25 protein-coding genes, 1 other RNA gene and 1 pseudogene are annotated in these 17,445 nt (G+C 55.2%); 24 read left to right on the top strand and 3 right to left on the bottom strand.

Annotation, left to right across the window (positions count from 1 at the left end; genetic code table 11):
• Positions 1 to 28: 28 nt before the first annotated feature.
• Genes IM314_RS21100 through IM314_RS21070 form a run of 8 tightly spaced genes read left to right on the top strand, consistent with a single transcriptional unit; the run spans position 29 to position 2,805 of the window.
• Positions 29 to 496, top strand: a complete 468-nt coding sequence (locus tag IM314_RS21100) for a head completion/stabilization protein (RefSeq protein ID WP_014884903.1) — start codon at positions 29 to 31, stop codon at positions 494 to 496.
• Positions 496 to 699: a tail protein X gene (locus tag IM314_RS21095; protein ID WP_000868184.1), complete on the top strand. Its 204-nt coding sequence runs from the start codon at positions 496 to 498 to the stop codon at positions 697 to 699. The genes IM314_RS21100 and IM314_RS21095 overlap by 1 nt, the downstream gene beginning before the upstream one ends.
• Positions 700 to 702: 3 nt before the next feature.
• Positions 703 to 918, top strand: a complete 216-nt coding sequence (locus IM314_RS21090; RefSeq protein ID WP_014884902.1) for a hypothetical protein — start codon at positions 703 to 705, stop codon at positions 916 to 918.
• On the top strand, positions 899 to 1,414 hold the full coding sequence (locus tag IM314_RS21085) for a lysozyme (protein ID WP_193358373.1): 516 nt from the start codon (positions 899 to 901) through the stop codon (positions 1,412 to 1,414). Before IM314_RS21090 ends, IM314_RS21085 begins: the two co-directional genes overlap by 20 nt.
• A complete protein-coding gene (gene lysB, locus IM314_RS21080) occupies positions 1,411 to 1,839 on the top strand; it encodes an Rz-like lysis system protein LysB (protein WP_193358372.1) in 429 nt (142 codons plus the stop codon). Before IM314_RS21085 ends, lysB begins: the two co-directional genes overlap by 4 nt.
• The gene (gene lysC / locus IM314_RS22025) at positions 1,724 to 1,972 is read left to right on the top strand and encodes an Rz1-like lysis system protein LysC (RefSeq protein WP_227008561.1); all 249 of its coding nucleotides are present in this window, start codon (positions 1,724 to 1,726) and stop codon (positions 1,970 to 1,972) included. Before lysB ends, lysC begins: the two co-directional genes overlap by 116 nt.
• Complete coding sequence (locus tag IM314_RS21075) at positions 1,935 to 2,366, top strand: phage tail protein (protein WP_193358371.1); 432 nt, start codon at positions 1,935 to 1,937, stop codon at positions 2,364 to 2,366. The genes lysC and IM314_RS21075 overlap by 38 nt, the downstream gene beginning before the upstream one ends.
• The gene (locus tag IM314_RS21070) at positions 2,359 to 2,805 is read left to right on the top strand and encodes a phage virion morphogenesis protein (RefSeq protein WP_193358370.1); all 447 of its coding nucleotides are present in this window, start codon (positions 2,359 to 2,361) and stop codon (positions 2,803 to 2,805) included. The genes IM314_RS21075 and IM314_RS21070 overlap by 8 nt, the downstream gene beginning before the upstream one ends.
• Here the strand turns inward: IM314_RS21070 and IM314_RS21065 are convergent.
• Positions 2,802 to 3,416, bottom strand: a complete 615-nt coding sequence (locus IM314_RS21065; RefSeq protein WP_193358369.1) for a hypothetical protein — start codon at positions 3,414 to 3,416, stop codon at positions 2,802 to 2,804. The two genes, IM314_RS21070 and IM314_RS21065, sit on opposite strands and share 4 nt — an antisense overlap.
• A gap of 93 nt (positions 3,417 to 3,509) precedes the next feature.
• Between IM314_RS21065 and IM314_RS21060 the strand changes: the two genes are divergently transcribed.
• From IM314_RS21060 to IM314_RS20995, 14 genes and pseudogenes are all read left to right on the top strand, one after another.
• Positions 3,510 to 4,088, top strand: a complete 579-nt coding sequence (locus IM314_RS21060) for a phage baseplate assembly protein V (protein ID WP_193358368.1) — start codon at positions 3,510 to 3,512, stop codon at positions 4,086 to 4,088.
• On the top strand, positions 4,085 to 4,444 hold the full coding sequence (locus IM314_RS21055) for a GPW/gp25 family protein (protein WP_029741006.1): 360 nt from the start codon (positions 4,085 to 4,087) through the stop codon (positions 4,442 to 4,444). Before IM314_RS21060 ends, IM314_RS21055 begins: the two co-directional genes overlap by 4 nt.
• Positions 4,431 to 5,339 (top strand): baseplate assembly protein, encoded by a 909-nt coding sequence (locus tag IM314_RS21050; RefSeq protein WP_029741007.1) that lies wholly within the window; start codon positions 4,431 to 4,433, stop codon positions 5,337 to 5,339. Before IM314_RS21055 ends, IM314_RS21050 begins: the two co-directional genes overlap by 14 nt.
• Positions 5,332 to 5,937, top strand: a complete 606-nt coding sequence (locus tag IM314_RS21045) for a phage tail protein I (protein ID WP_047749059.1) — start codon at positions 5,332 to 5,334, stop codon at positions 5,935 to 5,937. The genes IM314_RS21050 and IM314_RS21045 overlap by 8 nt, the downstream gene beginning before the upstream one ends.
• A complete protein-coding gene (locus IM314_RS21040; protein ID WP_193358367.1) occupies positions 5,934 to 7,196 on the top strand; it encodes a phage tail protein in 1,263 nt (420 codons plus the stop codon). The genes IM314_RS21045 and IM314_RS21040 overlap by 4 nt, the downstream gene beginning before the upstream one ends.
• Entirely contained in the window at positions 7,196 to 7,792 is a 597-nt protein-coding gene (locus IM314_RS21035) for a tail fiber assembly protein (protein ID WP_193358366.1), read from the top strand. Before IM314_RS21040 ends, IM314_RS21035 begins: the two co-directional genes overlap by 1 nt.
• Before the next feature lie 132 nt (positions 7,793 to 7,924).
• Positions 7,925 to 9,097, top strand: a complete 1,173-nt coding sequence (locus tag IM314_RS21030; protein ID WP_193358365.1) for a phage tail sheath protein — start codon at positions 7,925 to 7,927, stop codon at positions 9,095 to 9,097.
• 9 nt (positions 9,098 to 9,106) lie between these two features.
• A complete protein-coding gene (locus IM314_RS21025) occupies positions 9,107 to 9,622 on the top strand; it encodes a phage major tail tube protein (RefSeq protein WP_007848874.1) in 516 nt (171 codons plus the stop codon).
• A 54-nt stretch (positions 9,623 to 9,676) separates the two neighbouring features.
• Positions 9,677 to 9,979, top strand: coding sequence for a phage tail assembly protein (locus tag IM314_RS21020; protein ID WP_007848877.1), 303 nt, complete (start codon positions 9,677 to 9,679; stop codon positions 9,977 to 9,979).
• A gap of 14 nt (positions 9,980 to 9,993) precedes the next feature.
• Positions 9,994 to 10,113, top strand: coding sequence for a GpE family phage tail protein (locus IM314_RS21015; protein ID WP_007848878.1), 120 nt, complete (start codon positions 9,994 to 9,996; stop codon positions 10,111 to 10,113).
• A pseudogene (locus IM314_RS21010) lies at positions 10,106 to 12,901 on the top strand (phage tail tape measure protein); the annotation flags it as partial. The gene IM314_RS21015 and the pseudogene IM314_RS21010, both read left to right, overlap by 8 nt.
• A 647-nt stretch (positions 12,902 to 13,548) precedes the next feature.
• Entirely contained in the window at positions 13,549 to 14,034 is a 486-nt protein-coding gene (locus IM314_RS21005; protein WP_039025530.1) for a phage tail protein, read from the top strand.
• On the top strand, positions 14,031 to 15,131 hold the full coding sequence (locus IM314_RS21000; protein WP_193358363.1) for a phage late control D family protein: 1,101 nt from the start codon (positions 14,031 to 14,033) through the stop codon (positions 15,129 to 15,131). Before IM314_RS21005 ends, IM314_RS21000 begins: the two co-directional genes overlap by 4 nt.
• Positions 15,132 to 15,199: 68 nt before the next feature.
• Complete coding sequence (locus IM314_RS20995; RefSeq protein ID WP_045334934.1) at positions 15,200 to 15,418, top strand: ogr/Delta-like zinc finger family protein; 219 nt, start codon at positions 15,200 to 15,202, stop codon at positions 15,416 to 15,418.
• Positions 15,419 to 15,533: 115 nt separating this feature from the next.
• Here IM314_RS20995 and ssrA read toward each other — a convergent pair.
• Positions 15,534 to 15,897, bottom strand: a transfer-messenger RNA (tmRNA) gene (gene ssrA / locus IM314_RS20990).
• Positions 15,898 to 15,986: 89 nt separating this feature from the next.
• Positions 15,987 to 16,469, bottom strand: coding sequence for an SsrA-binding protein SmpB (gene smpB, locus IM314_RS20985; protein ID WP_008502505.1), 483 nt, complete (start codon positions 16,467 to 16,469; stop codon positions 15,987 to 15,989).
• Positions 16,470 to 16,625: 156 nt separating this feature from the next.
• Here smpB and IM314_RS20980 point away from each other — a divergent pair, with 156 nt between their 5' ends.
• The gene (locus IM314_RS20980; protein ID WP_008502504.1) at positions 16,626 to 17,063 is read left to right on the top strand and encodes a type II toxin-antitoxin system RatA family toxin; all 438 of its coding nucleotides are present in this window, start codon (positions 16,626 to 16,628) and stop codon (positions 17,061 to 17,063) included.
• Complete coding sequence (locus IM314_RS20975) at positions 17,053 to 17,340, top strand: RnfH family protein (protein WP_060572341.1); 288 nt, start codon at positions 17,053 to 17,055, stop codon at positions 17,338 to 17,340. The genes IM314_RS20980 and IM314_RS20975 overlap by 11 nt, the downstream gene beginning before the upstream one ends.
• The last annotated feature ends 105 nt before the right edge of the window (positions 17,341 to 17,445 follow it).

Below are 17,445 nucleotides of genomic sequence, written 5' to 3'. Positions count from 1 at the left end.
CGCCCAACTATTTGGGAGTGCCAGAAATATGCAATTCGTTTCGCCGGAACAGGCCGGGGAAAGTACCCAGGACGTTATTAAAAACACCAGTTTCTGGCCTGATGTCAGGGTTTCAGAGTTCCGCCGTGATATGCGCATGGATGGGAGTGTCACCGATCCACGCCTGCGTCTGGCGTTGCTGACAGCGATTGCTGAAGTTAACGCCGATCTTTATGAGTTCCGTGAGAAACAACGGGCGCAGGGGTATGCGAGCCTGGCCGACGTCCCTGCTGATGTGATCGACGGCGAAAGCCAGCGGCTCATGCTGTATCGCCGTGCGGTGTTTTGCTGGGCAAAAGCAAACCTGGTTGAGCGCTATCGTGATTTTGACGCAACCGGCGACGGAAGCAAGAAAGCTGAAGATATCGAAACAACCTTAGGCGAGCTGTGGCGCGATGTGCGCTGGGCGGAGTCCCGCCTGCGCGATATGCCGCATATGACGGTGGAGCTGATTTGATGAAAGTGCGTGCGCATCAGTATGACACGGTGGACGCACTCTGCTGGCGCCATTACGGGCGCACGCAGGGAGTCACTGAACAGGTGCTGCAGGCGAATCCGGGGCTGGCTGAATATGGCCCCTTTTTACCGCACGGGCTGCAGGTGGAGCTGCCGGACATTACGGCGTCAACCACTGCGCAGACTGTCCAGTTATGGGACTGAACTATGACGCTTGAACGAATCAGCGCCTTTATCACTTACTGCGTTGCCCTGCTTCTGGCATGGCTCGGCGATTTGTCTCTTAAAGATGTATCGACCATTACCGGTCTTGCGCTGGGGATTATTACTGCAGCGGTGACCTGTTATTTACGCTGGAAAGCCTACCAGCTGCTGCGTGACGGCAGAATATCCAGGGGGGAATATGAGTCCTTCAATCGTTAAGCGTTGCCTGGTCGGAGCGGTGCTGGCGATTGCCGCTACGCTGCCGGGCTTTCAGTCGCTTCATACCTCCGTCGAGGGGCTGAAACTGATTGCTGATTTCGAAGGGTGCCGCCTGCAGCCGTACCAGTGCAGCGCCGGAGTCTGGACTGACGGGATCGGCAATACGTCCGGGGTAGTGCCGGGCAAAACCATAACGGAGCGACAGGCCGCGCAGGGGCTGATTAATAACGTGTTGCTGACGGAAAAAAGGATTGAAGCCTGCCTGCAGGTTAAGCCACCTCGGCATGTTTACGATGCCCTGATCAGTATCGGCTTTAATGTCGGAACGGGGGCAATCTGCCGGTCAACTATGGTTTCTTACATCAATCGCCAGCAATGGTGGCAGGCGTGCAACCAGCTCCCCCGCTGGATTTATGTAAATGGTCAAAGGAGTAAAGGGCTAGAAAACAGGCGCGCCCGTGAGCTTGCCTGGTGTCTTAAAGGGGCAGGGGCATGACGCGCGCGCTGGCGGTGATCCTGGTTCTGGTGCTGGCATTGCTGGGCTGGCAGTCATGGCGGCTTAACAATGCCGGTCACACCATCGGGACGCAGGCTGAGGCGCTTAAAAATAACAAGCAGGAGCTGGCGAAGAAAAACAGCCAGCTCATCAGCCTGTCCATTCTTACTGAAACCAACAGCCGGGCGCAGATGCAACTTTATGCTGCAGCGGAGGAGACTTCCGCGCTGTTGCGGAGCCGCCAGCGCCGGATCGAGGAGCTAAAACGTGAAAACGAGGATTTACGCCGCTGGGCTGACACTCCTTTGCCTGCTGACATTATCCGGCTGCGGGACCGCCCGGCCCTCGCCGGAGGTGCAGCTTACCGTGAGTGGTTGTCCAAAAGTGACGCAATGCCGCCTGGACAGGTCAGCGCCGCGCAGTAATGGGGATTTGAACCAGGTGCTGGATGAGACTGAGGCCGCCTGGGCGGTATGTGCCGACAAAGTGGACACGATCATAGCGTGTCAGGAGCGAGACAGTGAACAAACCGCAGTCCTTACGCAACGCCCTGAATAAATCGGTGGCGTATGTCCGTGATAACCCGGACAAACTGCACCTTTTTGTTGATAACGGTTCGCTGGTCGCAACCGGCGCCCGTTCAATGTCATGGGAATATCGCTACACCCTGAACGTGGTGATTGAAGACTTTAGCGACAACCAGAATTTAGTGATGGCGCCCGTGCTGCTCTGGTTAATGACAAATCAACCGGACGCTATCAACAACCCGGAGCTGCGCGAAAAACTTTTTACCTTTGACGTCGATATCCTGAGCAACGATCTGTGTGATATCAGCCTCAATCTGCAGCTCACGGAGCGCGTGATTGTAAACACTGACGGCACCGTATCGAGCGTTGAAGCGGTGCCGGAACCCGACGTACCCGAAGAAATGTGGACGGTGAAACGTGGATGACCTGCAGAGGGTGGATGACTGGCTGGCGGCCCTGCTGGCGAATCTGGAACCGGCAGCCCGCAACCGTATGATGCGACAACTGGCGCAGGAGCTGCGCCGGTCGCAACAGCAAAACATCAGGCTGCAGCGCAATCCAGACGGCACCGCCTTTGAGGCGCGCCGGGTGACGGCCAGAAGTAAAAAGGGGCGCATCAAGCGCCAGATGTTCGCCAAATTGCGCACCACTAAATACCTGAAAACCGCAGCCACTGCGGACTCTGCCAGTGTGCAGTTTGATGGGAAAGTCCAGCGCATCGCCCGTGTTCACCATTACGGTTTACGTGATCGCGTCAGCCGAAAAGGGCCGGAGGTCCGTTACGCAGAACGCCGCCTGCTGGGTGTTAACGATGAGGTGGAGACGCTGACACGCGATATTTTGCTGCTCTGGCTGGCTGGTTAGTTTTTATTTTTGTTTGATCGGGCCAAATCTATTAACTCATAAATTAGTTTTTCTTGAGGGAGGTTGGGCGTTTTTTCAAAATTTATATTATGACTTCTAAGGGTTTGAATTAGGTCTTTGAATTCAGAAGTGGAACCTTTGGAAAGTAAAAACGAAATTGTTTGATTTTCATAATCATTAGTCATTTGCATATTGTATTTTATGAAAATAATTAAGAGTCTAAGTGTGTAACCGATAAACATAATTGCTGTGAAGAATATGAGGTACGGCGCAGCAACAGCAATTGCTTCCTTAATAGTACTTTCAGCAGGTTTGTTGCTAACTGTTGGGGTAATATCGCTGCGTTTTACTCCTGACTTGTTATCCGTTATTTCTTGATTAAGGTCACTTAACGATTTGATCGCGGAATTAGTTTTTTCAATGATTGTAATCAAGTCTTGAAGACTTCCTGATTTCTTTTCTTGATTGTGATAATACAAAAAGCTGGAGAAAAATGAAACCACCATAAATAACGAAAGAAGAATGATGGAGTAGGTTGCAATTTTTGATTTTTTAGTTCTGGATTCTAGAGCGAATAATACTTTTTTGCATTCGTCAGGTTCTAAATTCATGATCTCTACTCGTTCGTTTAATTAAGCTTTGTGCCATTTATAGCACAAGTCCGCAATCTATCGAAGCTGCCTATGTGTTGACAGTATAACGACATGAACGCACAACTTACAGAAATCATGCGCCTTATCACCAACCTGATCCGCACCGGCACCGTAACCGAAGTGGACCGGGAAAACTGGCTGTGCCGGGTGAAAGTGGGCGAGCTTGAAACCAACTGGATTAACTGGCTGACACTTCGCGCAGGTGGTGCCCGTACATGGTGGTGCCCGTCGCCGGATGAGCAGGTGGTGGTGCTGAGTATGGGCGGCAATCTGGAAACCGCTTTTGCCTTACCTGCGATCTATTCCAACCAGTTCGCGCCGCCGTCGGACTCCGTGGACGGATGCGTAACGGAATACCCGGACGGTGGCTGGTTTGAATATGAACCAGCCACCGGCCGCTGGCATGTGCGGGGCATCAAATCCATGGTGATCGAGGCTGCAGATAACATAACCCTGAAAACGGGGGAATTTGTGGTGGAAGCAAGCAACACGCGCATAAACAGCGAAGTGATGATCAATGGTGGCGTCACCCAGGGCGGCGGCGCCATGAGTTCTAACGGGATCGTAGTCGATAAACACGGTCATACCGGCGTTAAGTCCGGCGGCGATACATCGGGAGGTCCTGTATGACGCTGTATATCGGTATGAATCAGGACAATGGCAAAGCCATTTCTGATGCGGACCATTTGCGGCAGTCGGTCAGGGATATTCTGCTGACTCCCCAGGGAAGCCGTATAGCCCGCCGGGAATATGGTTCCCTGCTGTCAGCATTGATTGACCAGCCCCAGAACCCGGCGCTGCGCCTGCAGATTATGGCGGCTGTTTACGTATCGCTGAGTCGCTGGGAGCCTCGGCTTACGCTGGATTCCATCACCATCAACAGCAGCTTTGACGGCTCCATGGTGGTTGAGCTAACCGGGAAGCGCAATAACGGAGCGCCTGTATCTCTTTCGGTATCAACAGGAGCAGACAATGGCAGTCATTGACCTTTCCCAGCTCCCCGCGCCGCAAATCGTTGACGTGCCGGACTTTGAATCCCTGCTGGCTAAGCGTAAGGCCGCCTTTGTGGCCCTGTATCCGGCAGATGAACAGGACGCGGTGCGGCGCACGCTTGAGCTGGAATCTGAACCCATCACCAAACAACTGCAGGAAAACACGTACCGGGAAATCCTGCTGCGCCAGCGTATCAACGAGGCGGCGCAGGCGGTAATGGTGGCTTATGCCATGGGCGGCGATCTCGATCAGATGGCGGCCAACTACAACGTGAAGCGGCTGACGGTTACACCTGCAGATAACGACGCGGTACCGCCGGTCGCAGCGGTAATGGAAAGTGACGAGGCGTTGCGCCTGCGTGTTCCTGCTGCATTTGAGGGGCTGTCCGTTGCGGGGCCAACGGCGGCTTATGAGTTTCACGCTAAAAGCACGGACGGGCGAGTCGCTGACGCCAGCGCAACCAGCCCGGCACCGGCGGAGGTGGTGCTTACCGTACTGAGCCGTGAGGGCGACGGAACGGCAGCGGCGGACCTGCTGGCGGTGGTTGAACAGGCGCTTAACAGTGAGAACGTGAGGCCGGTTGCTGACCGTCTGACGGTGCGCAGCGCTGAAATTATTCCGTACAGCGTGGATGCAACGATCTTTCTTTACCCGGGGCCAGAAGCTGAGCCGGTGATGGAGGCGGCAAAGGCCAGCCTGCAGAAATATATCGCCAGCCAGACGAGGCTGGGGCGCGATATTCGCCGCAGTGCTATTTATGCCGCGCTGCACGTTGAGGGTGTGCAGCGTGTTGAGCTGGCCTCGCCGCTCGCTGATGTGGTGCTGGATAAGACACAAGCCGCTTCATGTACGGAATGGAGCGTAACCAACGGGGGAACGGATGAATAGTCTGCTTCCTCCGGGTTCATCGCCGCTTGAGCGCCGTCTTGCTCAGACCTGCAGCGGCATTTCCGATCTGCAAGTGCCGCTGCGGGATTTATGGAACCCGGCAACATGCCCGGTCAAGTTTCTGCCGTATCTGGCGTGGGCCTTTTCGGTTGATCGCTGGGACGAAGGATGGGCGGAGAGCGTGAAGCGCCGCGTGGTGCAGGATGCGTTCTATATCCATCAGCATAAGGGCACAACCAGCGCTGTCCGGCGTGTCGTGGAGCCGTTCGGCTTTCTGATCCGCATCATTGAATGGTGGCAGACAGGCGAGGCGCCGGGCACGTTTCGCTTGGATATTGGGGTGCAGGACCAGGGCATAACAGAGGAAACCTATCTGGAGCTGGAGCGCCTCATCGGTGACGCCAAACCCTGCAGCAGGCATCTGATCGGCATGTCCATAAATCTGCAGACGAGCGGACCCAATTTTGTGGGGGCTGCCACTTACAGCGGCGAAGAAATCACGATTTACCCGTATATCAACGAAACCATCATTTCTGGTGGTTCTGCCTACGAGGGCGGGGCGGTCCATGTTATTGACACAATGAGAGTGAACCCATGAGCGCAAAATTTTATACCCTGCTGACGGATATCGGCGCGGCGAAACTGGCAAGCGCCGCCGCGCTCGGTGTGCCGTTGAAAATTACCCAGATGGCGGTGGGCGACGGTGGCGGCGTGTTACCAACGCCCAGCGCGCAGCAGACAGCGCTGGTTGCTGAAAAGCGCCGTGCGGCATTGAATATGCTGTATATCGATCCGCAGAACAGCAGCCAGATTATTGCTGAGCAGGTGATCCCCGAAACTGAGGGCGGTTGGTGGATTCGTGAGGTCGGTCTGTTCGATGAAACCGGCGCGCTGATTGCCGTCGGCAATTGCCCTGAGAGCTACAAGCCGCAGCTGGCGGAGGGGAGCGGACGCACGCAGACCGTGCGCATGGTGCTGATTACCAGCAGTACCGATAATATCACCCTGAAAATTGACCCCGCAGTGGTGCTGGCAACCCGCAAATACGTGGATGACAAGGTGCTGGAGTTGAAGGTGTATGTGGATGATTTGATGGCAAAGCATACCGCCGCCAGCGATCCCCATACGCAGTATGCGCCGAAAGCCAGTCCGACATTCATTGGCACGCCAAAAGCGCCGACGGCTGAGGCAGGCAATAATTCCACGCAGCTTGCAACCACGGCCTTTGTGCAGGTAGCGATTGCGGTACTGGTGGACTCATCGCCTGGCGCGCTGGATACGCTGAACGAACTGGCTAAAGCACTAGGCAACGATCCGAACTTTGCCACCACCATAACCAATGCGCTTGCCGGGAAAATGGATAAATCAGCTAATGGCGCAGATATTGCAGATATTTCCGCGTTTCTGAATAACCTTGGTCTGGGGGCAGGCTCCGCTTTGCCAGTTGGTGTGCCTGTTCCATGGCCTCTTACTACAGCTCCCGCTGGCTGGCTGAAGTGCAATGGTGCAGCCTTTACTGCTGCGCAGTATCCGAAGCTAGCACAGGCGTATCCGGGGCTAAAACTTCCTGATTTGCGCGGCGTGTTTATTCGCGGCTGGGACGATGGGCGGGGGCTGGATAGTGGCCGCGCTATTCTATCGTATGCTGCTGATAAGTTGAGGAAGCACACACACGCGTTATTGTTTGGTAATGGTGACGGGGGCGAAACTCCTGCTGTTCATGAATCTTATCGTAAGAGTTCAGCGACCGTTTATTTTGCTTATTCGGGGAGCAGTGGCGTGTATTTATCCGATGAGGGCCAGAACGAAACCGCGCCATGCAACGTGGCATTTAACTACATCGTGAGGGCCGCATAATGCAAAGCGCAGTTATAGAAAATGGATTTGCCGTCGTGGCTGGTGAGGTTGTTGTGTTTAATTATGACAGTCTGACGCGGGTTTATTTGTCACAAACAACGGAGTTTATTCCGGTGGGCGTCAGCATTCCTGCAAATGCCTGTACGGACAAGCCACTGGCAGCAAAAAAAGGTTATGTTGTCTGCCGGAACAGTCAACTGACCGGATGGGAGTATCTGGCGGATCATCGCGGTGAAACCGTCTGGAATATCAGAACCGGGGCGGAGCAGCAAATTACCGTGCCGGGCGATTATCCTGCTGATACCACTATATACCCGCCATCGACACCATATGATAAGTGGAACGGTGAGCGATGGGTAACAGATGAGGCGGCGAAAGCAGCTGCAGTAATTGCCGAAGCTACAGCAACAAAAGCAGAACTCATTAAAAGCGCCGCTGCCAAAATCGAACCCCTGCAGGATGCTGTTGATCTAGATATGGCAACAGATGAAGAAAAGAGCCGCTATGATGCCTGGCGAAAATACCGCGTATTGCTGACGCGCGTGGATACATCGCAGGCCCACGATATTAACTGGCCTGAACCTCCCGAAGATTAATCCCATCCCCGCAACTGCGGGGATTTTTTTACCCCTCCATTGTGTCATTCCCTATACATAGCCTGGCGCGTGCGCCGCGTGCATATCAACCAGAACATAGGCACACCCCCTGTAAACCGGAGAGACTGCCATATGGCTCAGGATTACCACCACGGGGTGCGCGTTGTTGAAATCAACGAGGGCACCCGACCTATCACCACGGTGAGCACCGCCATCGTGGGCATGGTCTGCACCGGCGATGATGCTGATGCGTCCATGTTTCCCCTCAATAAGCCTGTTCTGCTGACCGACGTGCTGACCGCCAGCGGTAAAGCAGGCGAATCTGGCACGTTGGCCCGCTCGCTGGATGCAATTGCCGACCAGGCTAAACCCGTGACCGTAGTTGTGCGCGTTGCACAGGGTGAAACCGAAGCGGAGACAACCTCTAACATTATTGGCGGTGTGACAGCCGACGGTAAAAAAACAGGCATGAAAGCGCTGTTAACTGCGCAGTCCCAGCTCGGCGTTAAGCCGCGCATTCTGGGCGTGCCAGGGCACGATACGCAGGCGGTAGCTACTGAGCTGTTGAGCGTGGCGCAGAGTCTGCGCGGGTTTGCTTATCTGTCAGCCTACGGCTGCAAAACGGTGGAGGAGGCTATTGCCTATCGCGCTAATTTCAGCCAGCGCGAGGGGATGCTTATCTGGCCTGATTTCATCAGTTTTGACACCGTGCTGAATGCTGACGCAACGGCTTACGCTTCAGCCCGTGCGCTTGGTCTGCGTGCCAAAATTGACGAGCAGACCGGCTGGCATAAATCCCTGTCCAACGTGGGCGTGAATGGCGTCACCGGCATTTCTGCCGATGTGTTCTGGGATTTGCAGGACCCGGCAACCGATGCGGGGCTGTTGAACCAGAACGATGTCACCACGCTGATCCGCAAAGACGGTTTCCGCTTCTGGGGCTCCCGCTGCCTCAGTGACGATCCTCTGTTTGCCTTTGAAAACTACACCCGCACCGCGCAGGTACTGGCTGACACCATCGCAGAAGCGCACATGTGGGCGGTGGATGGCGCGCTTAACCCGTCGCTGGCCCGCGACATTATCGAAGGTATTCGCGCCAAACTGCGCAACCTGAAAACGCAGGGCTACATCATCGGCGCCGACTGCTGGCTGGATGAGTCCGTAAACGATAAAGATTCCCTGAAAGCCGGGAAACTCACTATCGATTACGACTATACGCCGGTACCGCCTCTGGAAAACCTGATGCTGCGCCAGCGCATCACCGATCAGTATCTGCTGGATTTCTCCAGCCAGGTCAGCGCGTAAGGGGACAATATGGCTTTACCACGCAAGTTAAAACACCTGAACCTGTTTAACGACGGGAACAACTATCAGGGGATCGTTGAGTCTCTGACCCTGCCTAAATTCGGCCGCAAGTTTGAAAAGTATCGCGGCGGCGGTATGCCCGGTTCGGCTGATGTTGATCTGGGGCTGGATGATGGCGCGCTGGACACGGAATTTTCAATCGGTGGCACCGAACTGCTGTTATTCAAACAGATGGGTAAAGCCACAGTTGACGGCATCCAGCTGCGTTTCACCGGCTCCATTCAGCGTGACGATACCGGCGAAGTGCAGGCCGTTGAGCTGGTTGTGCGCGGTCGACATAAAGAAGTCGATTCCGGCGAATGGAAAACCGGCGAGAGCAACACCACAAAAGTCAGCAGCACCAACAGCTACGCGAAGCTGACCATTAACGGCGAAGTGCTCTATGAGGTTGATGTGATCAATATGATTGAAATCGTTGATGGCGTGGACCTGATGGAAGAGCACCGCAACGCCCTGGGCCTCTGATCTACTTTAAAGGCGCGGGCAGCCGCGCCAGTACCTTGTTAACAGGAAATGACGATGAGCGAACAACTGACAGAAAAAACCGTACAGCTGGACACCCCAATCAAACGCGGTAAAACCGAAATTGCCGAAATTGTGCTACGCAAGCCGCAGTCCGGCGCGCTGCGTGGCACCCGTCTGCAGGCGATCATGGATATGGACGTCGGCGCGATGATGACGATTATTCCCCGCATCTCCACGCCCGCGCTGACCGCTCAGGAAATGGCTGAAATGGACCCAGCCGATCTCACCGCGCTGTCGGTTGAGGTGGTCACTTTTTTGTTGAAGAAATCGGTGCTTGCCGGTTTGCCGACAGCCTGACGGTAGAAGACCTGGTGGCTGATATCGCCACTATTTTTCACTGGCCGCCGTCAGTCACTGACGTTATGCCGCTGACCGAAGTGCTGGAGTGGCGGCATAAAGCGATTCAGAGAAGCGGGGCCAGCGATGAGTGACACTAATCTGCGTTTGCAGGTAATTCTTAATGCGGTTGATAGGCTCACCCGCCCATTCCGATCAGCGCAGGCCAGCTCTAAAGAGCTGGCTACCGCCATTCAGCAAAGCCGCGCAAGATTAAAAGAACTGGACGCCCAGGCGGGCCGTATTGGCGGTTTCCGCAAGGCAAGCGCGCAGCTGGCCGTCACCGGCAACAGTCTGAAAGCCGCACGCGAAGAAGCGGCGAAGCTTGCCACGCAGTTCTCGGCCACAAACCGCCCGACGGCGGCGCAGGCTCGTCTGCTTGAGCAGGCAAAAAACCGCGTTAACGAGCTGCAGAGCAAATACAACGGCCTGCGACAGTCGGTGCAGCGTCAGCGTCTTGCGCTCAATGAGGCCGGGCTGGACACCAAAAAGCTGAGCAGTGCGCAGCGTGAGCTGCGGCAGAATGCCGACGAAACCCGGCAGGCGCTGGACCGACAGCAGAAATCCCTTAAACGCCTGGGCGCGCAGCAGGCCCGTATGAACGCCGTCCGCGATCAGTATTCGCGGCGCCTTGAGGTGCGGGATCGTATTGCGGGCGCCGGAGCAACGACTACTGCCGCCGGGCTGGCGATGGGCGCGCCGGTGATGGCTGCCGTTAAAAGCTATGCCAGCATGGAAGATGCGATGAAAGGCGTGGCAAAGCAGGTTAACGGGCTGCGGGACGACAACGGCAACCGCACAAAACAGTTTTACGACATGCAGGATGCCATCAAGGCCGCCAGTGAACAGCTGCCGATGGAGAATGGCGCCATCGACTATGCCGCGCTGGTTGAAGGTGGCGCCCGCATGGGCGTGACAAACCAGAATGATTCTTACGAAGACCAGAAGCGTGACCTGCTGGCCTTTGCATCCACTGCAGCAAAGGCCGCAACGGCATTCGAGCTGCCCGCTGATGAGCTGGCGGAGGGGCTGGGGAAAATCGCGCAGCTCTATAAAGTGCCGACCCGCAATATTGAACAGCTTGGCGATGCCCTGAACTACCTAGACGATAACGCCATGTCTAAGGGCGGCGATATCATCAATGTGCTGCAGCGCATTGGGGGCGTGGCCGACCGGCTTGATTTCCGAAAGGCGGCCGCGCTGGGTTCCACCTTCCTGTCTCTGGGCGCCGCGCCCGAAATTGCCGCCAGCGCATCAAATGCGATGGTGCGCGAACTGTCGATTGCAACCATGAAGAGCAAGCGGTTCATGGAAGGTATGGATCTGCTGAAACTCAATCCAGAAGAGATTGAAAAGCAGATGACAAAGGACGCAATGGGGACTATTCAGCGCGTGCTGGAGAAGGTCAACAAGCTGCCGCAGGATAAACGCCTGTCCGCCATGACGATGATATTTGGCAAGGAGTTTGGCGATGATGCGGCGAAGCTTGCAAACAATCTGCCGGAGCTGCAGCGACAGCTGAAACTCACCTCAGGCACTGAGGCTAACGGCTCCATGCAGAAAGAATCCGATATCAATAAGGATTCACTTTCCGCGCAGTGGTTGCTTGTGAAAACTGGCGCGCAGAACGCTTTCAGTAGCCTGGGTGAAACCCTGCGCCAGCCGCTGATGGATATCATGGGGTACGTCAAAAGCGTTACCGGGGCACTGCGTCGATGGGTTGAGGCTAACCCGCAGCTGGCGGGCACGCTGATGAAAGTGGCTGCAGCCACAGCTGCGATCACCGTTGTGCTCGGCACGCTGGCGGTGGCCGTGGCTGCCGTGCTGGGGCCGCTGGCGGTGATCCGTTTTGGCCTGTCCGTGTTGGGTGTAAAAACACTCCCCTCCGTTATGTCTGCAGTGACCCGCACCGGCGGCGCGCTGTCCTGGCTGGCAAATGCGCCGCTTTCCCTGTTGCGCCGTGGCCTGGCTGCATCCGGCAGCAGCGCCGGATTGCTGGCGTCTCCCCTTAACTCCCTGCGCCGTTCTGCCGGGCTGGCTGGCAACGCGCTGAAAGCGCTGGCCGGTGCGCCGCTTGCTGTCCTTCGCGGCGGAATGTCTGGTATTCGCAACATTATCGGCATGGTAATGAATCCGCTGGCCGCGTTGCGCGGGGGATTATCCGCAGCCGGTGGCGTGCTGCGTTTTCTGGCGTCCGGCCCGCTGGCTCTCCTTCGCGTTGCGCTGTACGGGATTTCTGGATTGCTGGGCGCCCTGCTTAGTCCGATAGGGCTCGTTGTGGCGGCGCTGGCTGGCGTGGCGCTGGTTGTCTGGAAATACTGGCAGCCGATAAGCGCATTTTTAGGCGGAGTGGTTGAAGGATTCAAAGCTGCAGCTGCGCCTATCAGTGCGGCGTTTGAGCCACTGCAGCCTGTTTTCCAGTGGATAGGTGACAAGGTCCAGGCATTGTGGGGCTGGTTTACTGATCTGCTGACGCCGGTTAAATCCACCTCTGCAGAGCTGCAAAGCGCGGCGTCGATGGGGCGGCAGTTTGGGGAGGCGCTGGCGGCAGGGCTGAACATGGTCATGCACCCGCTGGATTCGCTTAAATCGGGCGTGTCCTGGCTGCTTGAAAAACTTGGCATTGTCAGCAAGGAAGCGGCCAAAGCGAAGCTTCCTGAGCAGGTCACGCGGCAGCAACCAGCCACGGTAAACACAGACGGTAAAGTGGTGCTGCCGCCTGGCGGATTCCCGCCGATGGGTTTTGCTGGCATGTACGACAGCGGCGGTACCATTCCGCGCGGCCAGTTCGGCATCGTGGGTGAGAATGGCCCAGAGATCGTTAACGGGCCCGCCAGTGTCACCGGCAGGAAACGGACTGCTGATCTGGCAAGGGTGGCGGCAACGCTCAATCCTTCCCGGACGGAACCGGCCAGCGCTAAACAATATCCTGAACGCGCGATAGTTCTGCCGCCTGATAGTGTGAACGGTCCGGCAAATCTTCCGGTAATCAATCGTACTACTGAGCTGGTGAAACTAGCGGCAACGGTAAGCCCGGTTCGTGATGTAACAGCCAGCCCGGTGCAACGGCCTGAAAGCAGGTTAATACTGCCGCCTGAGATTGTTAACGGCCCGGTAAATCGTCCTGGTCGGGATCGTGCTGCGGAGCTGGCTGATATCGCTGCGGCTGTCATGCCAGCACCGGCAGTTACGGAAATCACGGATAACAGGGCTGACCCGATGGCTATGCGCCAGAAGGTGTTCGCTTCCGTGGTCGCTGGCGTAATGGGCCTGGCGGCTGCCCCGGCAGAAGCCGCGCCAATTCATCCGTACAGTGTACCTGTCAGGACGCAACCGGCGCCGTCGGCAAAGACAGAGAGACAGCCGCAGGTAATTAAGTACGAGATAAGCGCGCCAATTCATATTGTCGCCCAGCCAGGGCAAAGCGCGCAGGATATCGCCCGCGAGGTGGCCCGGCAGCTCGATGAGCGTGAGCGCAGGGCCAGGGCAAAAACACGCAGTAATTTCAGTGATCGAGGGGGTTACGAATAATGATGATGGTGCTGGGGTTATACGTATTCATGCTGCGCACCGTGCCCTATCAGGAGCTGCAGTATCAGCGCAGCTGGCGGCACGCTGCCAACAGCCGGGTTAACCGGCGCCCGACAACGCAGTTTCTTGGGCCGGATAACGATTCGCTTACTCTGTCCGGCGTCCTGCTGCCGGAGATTACCGGCGGCAGGCTGTCTTTGCTGGCGCTGGAGCAGATGGCGGAGCTGGGGAAAGCCTGGCCTTTGATTGAGGGGAGCGGGACGATTTACGGCATGTTTGTGATCGAGAGTCTGAGCCAGACAAAAACAGAATTTTTTGAGAGCGGTATGCCCCGGCGAATCGAATTTTCGCTGAGCCTCAAGCGGGTGGATGAATCGCTGTCTGATATGTTTGGCAGCCTCAGCGATCAGCTCAGTAATTTGCAGGACTCCGCCACCTCTGCGATAGGCAGTATGAAAAATACGGTTGGAGGGTTGCTGCAGTGAATTTCAGCTCTGATCTCCTGAACCTGAACAGCAAAGCCCCCGGTTTCAGCATCATTATTGAAGGTAAAGATGTGACTACCGTGCTGGATGCGCGCCTGATGAGTCTGACGCTGACGGATAACCGGGGATTCGAAGCGGACCAGCTTGATCTGGAACTGGACGACTCGGACGGGCAAATCGTTTTGCCACGTCGGGGGGCCATTATTCAGTTTGCGCTGGGGTGGAAAGGTCAGCCACTTTTTCCGAAAGGGGCCTTTACTGTCGATGAGATTGAGCACAGCGGCGCGCCTGACCGTCTCACAATTCGCGCGCGTAGCGCAGATTTCCGTGAAACTCTTAACACGCGGCGTGAAAAGTCCTGGCACCAGACAACGGTGGGCGAAGTCGTGAAGGAAATCGCCGCCAGGCATAAATTAAAGATGGCGCTGGGCCAGGACCTGATGGACAAGCCTGTGGATCATCTTGACCAGACCAACGAGAGTGACGCGAGTTTCCTGATGAAGCTGGCGCGGCAGTATGGAGCGATAGCCTCAGTTAAGGACGGCAATTTGTTGTTTATCCGCCAGGGGCAGGGCAGAACGGCAAGCGGTAAGCCGCTGCCGGTTATCACCATAACCCGCCAGGCCGGTGACGGTCATCGTTTTACCCTGGCCGATCGCGATGCCTATACGGGGGTGATTGCCAGCTGGCTCCATACCCGTGAGCCAAAGAAAAAAGAGGCAGCAAAGGTAAAACGCCGTCGAAAGAAAACCACCGTGGCAAAGGAGCCGGAAGCAAAACAGGGAGATTACCTGGTTGGAACGGATGAAAACGTGCTGGTCCTCAACAGAACTTATGCAAACCGCAGCAATGCAGAGCGAGCGGCAAAGATGCAGTGGGAGCGTCTGCAGCGCGGGGTTGCAACCTTCTCCCTGCAGCTCGCAGAGGGAAGGGCTGATCTGTATACCGAAATGCCGGCGAAGGTGAGCGGCTTTAAACAGCCGATAGATGATGCCGAATGGACCATTACCACGCTGACGCATAGTGTCAGTGCAGATAATGGTTTCACTACGACTCTGGAGCTTGAAGTTAAGATTGATGATCTCGAAATGGAGTAATTGGTTCTCAAAATTGAGTAATGATGTATCATTGTTGTGATTTTGGCAAAAGTGGTGGGATAACCGGAATGATGAATTGTCCAGAGTGCGGCCAGGCAGCTCATACAAGAAGCAGTTTTCAGGTATCAGCAACAACCAAAGAACGTTACAACCAGTGCCAAAATATCAACTGCGGTTGTACTTTTGTCACGCATGAAACATTTGTTAGGCATATCATTAAGCCTAATGTGATTTCTTCTGCGCCCCCACATCCGGGAAAGGATGGGCAAGGGCACATGAATTTTTAAAAAAGAACCCGCTTTGAAAGCGGGTTTTTTGTCGCCAGTCCAAAAGCATGTCGCCATTTTGCCGCCATTGGAAAAGAAAAAGGGGCTACGTTTTAACGTAACCCCTTGTTTTATTTGGTGGAGCTGGCGGGAGTTGAACCCGCGTCCGAAATTTCTACATCCTCGGTACTACATGCTTAGTTTGTCTTTACATTCGCACGCCAGCTGCGGACAGACACGCCACTAACGAACTAGCCTGATTAGTTTTAACGCTTCAACCCCAGGCAGGGCTTCCACGCGATCTCTTTTGGGTTTGACCTCTCTTTGATCCCCGTCTTAAGAGCGGAAGCTAGGGAGAGAGGGCTCAGAGCAGGTTATTAAGCTGCTAAAGCGTAGTTTTCGTCGTTTGCGACTATTTTTTTGCGGCTTTTAACGAGGCAAACCGCCCCTCGGCATGCACCTTGGGTTTCGCAAATCCCGTCGAATCCAGAATCAGCCCCAATAGTGTTGAACTAAGTATACCAGATTTCACTTCCTGGATACCAGCCCGGAACGCTAACTTATTGAATAGTACAATAAGTGTGCAGAATCAACGTCCTGCGTTTTTCATAATGCGCGCTTTATCCAACTGCCACTCACGTTCTTTCAGGTCAGTACGTTTGTCGTGCTGTTTTTTACCTTTCGCGACACCAACTTTCACTTTGCACCAGGCATTTTTCCAGTACAGTGACAGGGCGACCACGGTGAAACCTTCACGGTTGATGCGTCCGTAGAGGGATTCCAGCTCACGCTTGTTCAGCAGCAATTTGCGCGTGCGCGTTGGGTCACATACGTAGTGCGACGAGGCGACGGTCAGCGGCGTAAAGTTCGCGCCGAACAGGAAGGCTTCGCCATCTTTAAGGATCACGTAGCTGTCGCCGATGTTGGCTTTCCCGGCGCGCAGCGATTTTACTTCCCAGCCCTGCAACGCAAGGCCAGCTTCGAATTCTTCTTCAATGAAATACTCGTGGCGAGCACGCTTGTTGAGCGCAATGGTCGCCGAGCCTGGTTTATGTGCTTTTTTCTTCGTCATAAGTGTCGTAAAGCCGTCGGTAATCTGATTTCAAAAAGTCACCTCATTGCGTCCTGTGAGGTCTAACGCGCTATCTTAGCACGAGATGAGGCTTAGCGTTTTTTTAACAGGTGATAAATGTTATTATTTATCCGTTGTGTGACCATGGAAAATGCTATGCCTCAGATTAGCCGTACTGCGCTCGTTCCTTACAGCGCGGAACAAATGTATCAGTTAGTGAACGATGTTCAGTCTTATCCAGAGTTTATCCCGGGATGTACCGGGAGCCGCGTTCTGGAGTCTGGCCCGACGCAGATGACTGCGGCGGTGGATGTCTCCAAAGCGGGGATCAGCAAGACGTTCACCACCCGCAATACGCTGACTAACAATCAGAGTATTTTGATGCATCTGGTGGATGGTCCATTTAAAACCTTGATGGGTGGCTGGAAGTTTACGCCACTGAGCGCTGACGCCTGCCGCATCGAGTTCCATCTGGACTTTGAGTTCACCAATAAGCTAATTGAGCTGGCGTTTGGCCGCATCTTTAAAGAGCTGGCGTCAAATATGGTTCAGGCGTTTACCACCCGCGCCAAAGAGGTTTACAGTGTCGCATAAGATTGCTGTAGAGGTGGTCTACGCGCTGCCGGAGAAGCAGTACTTACAGCGCGTAATGCTGGAAGAGGGTGCCACCGTTGAGGCGGCTATCCGCGCGTCCGGCATCCTTGAGCTTCGCAGAGATATCGACCTGGAGAAGAACAAGGTCGGGATTTACAGCCGTCCGGTGAAGCTGGGCGACGTGTTGAAAGAGGGCGATCGGGTGGAGATTTATCGTCCACTGATTGCCGACCCGAAAGAGCTGCGTCGTCAGCGTGCGGAGAAGTCGGCTAAGTAGCGTGTTTCCCCCTCACCCTGTCCCTCTTCCCTGTACGGTCCGGGGACATAGTGAACACTTGTTCGGGGACATGGTAGACACTTACAACTAAGGCATAAGAACCCG

Origin of the sequence: Enterobacter cloacae complex sp. P42RS (assembly GCF_014930595.1) — a bacterium.
Lineage (GTDB): Bacteria > Pseudomonadota > Gammaproteobacteria > Enterobacterales > Enterobacteriaceae > Enterobacter > Enterobacter bugandensis.
Note: the sequence above shows the minus strand (reverse complement) of the source record. Positions and strands in the feature narration are given on the sequence as shown.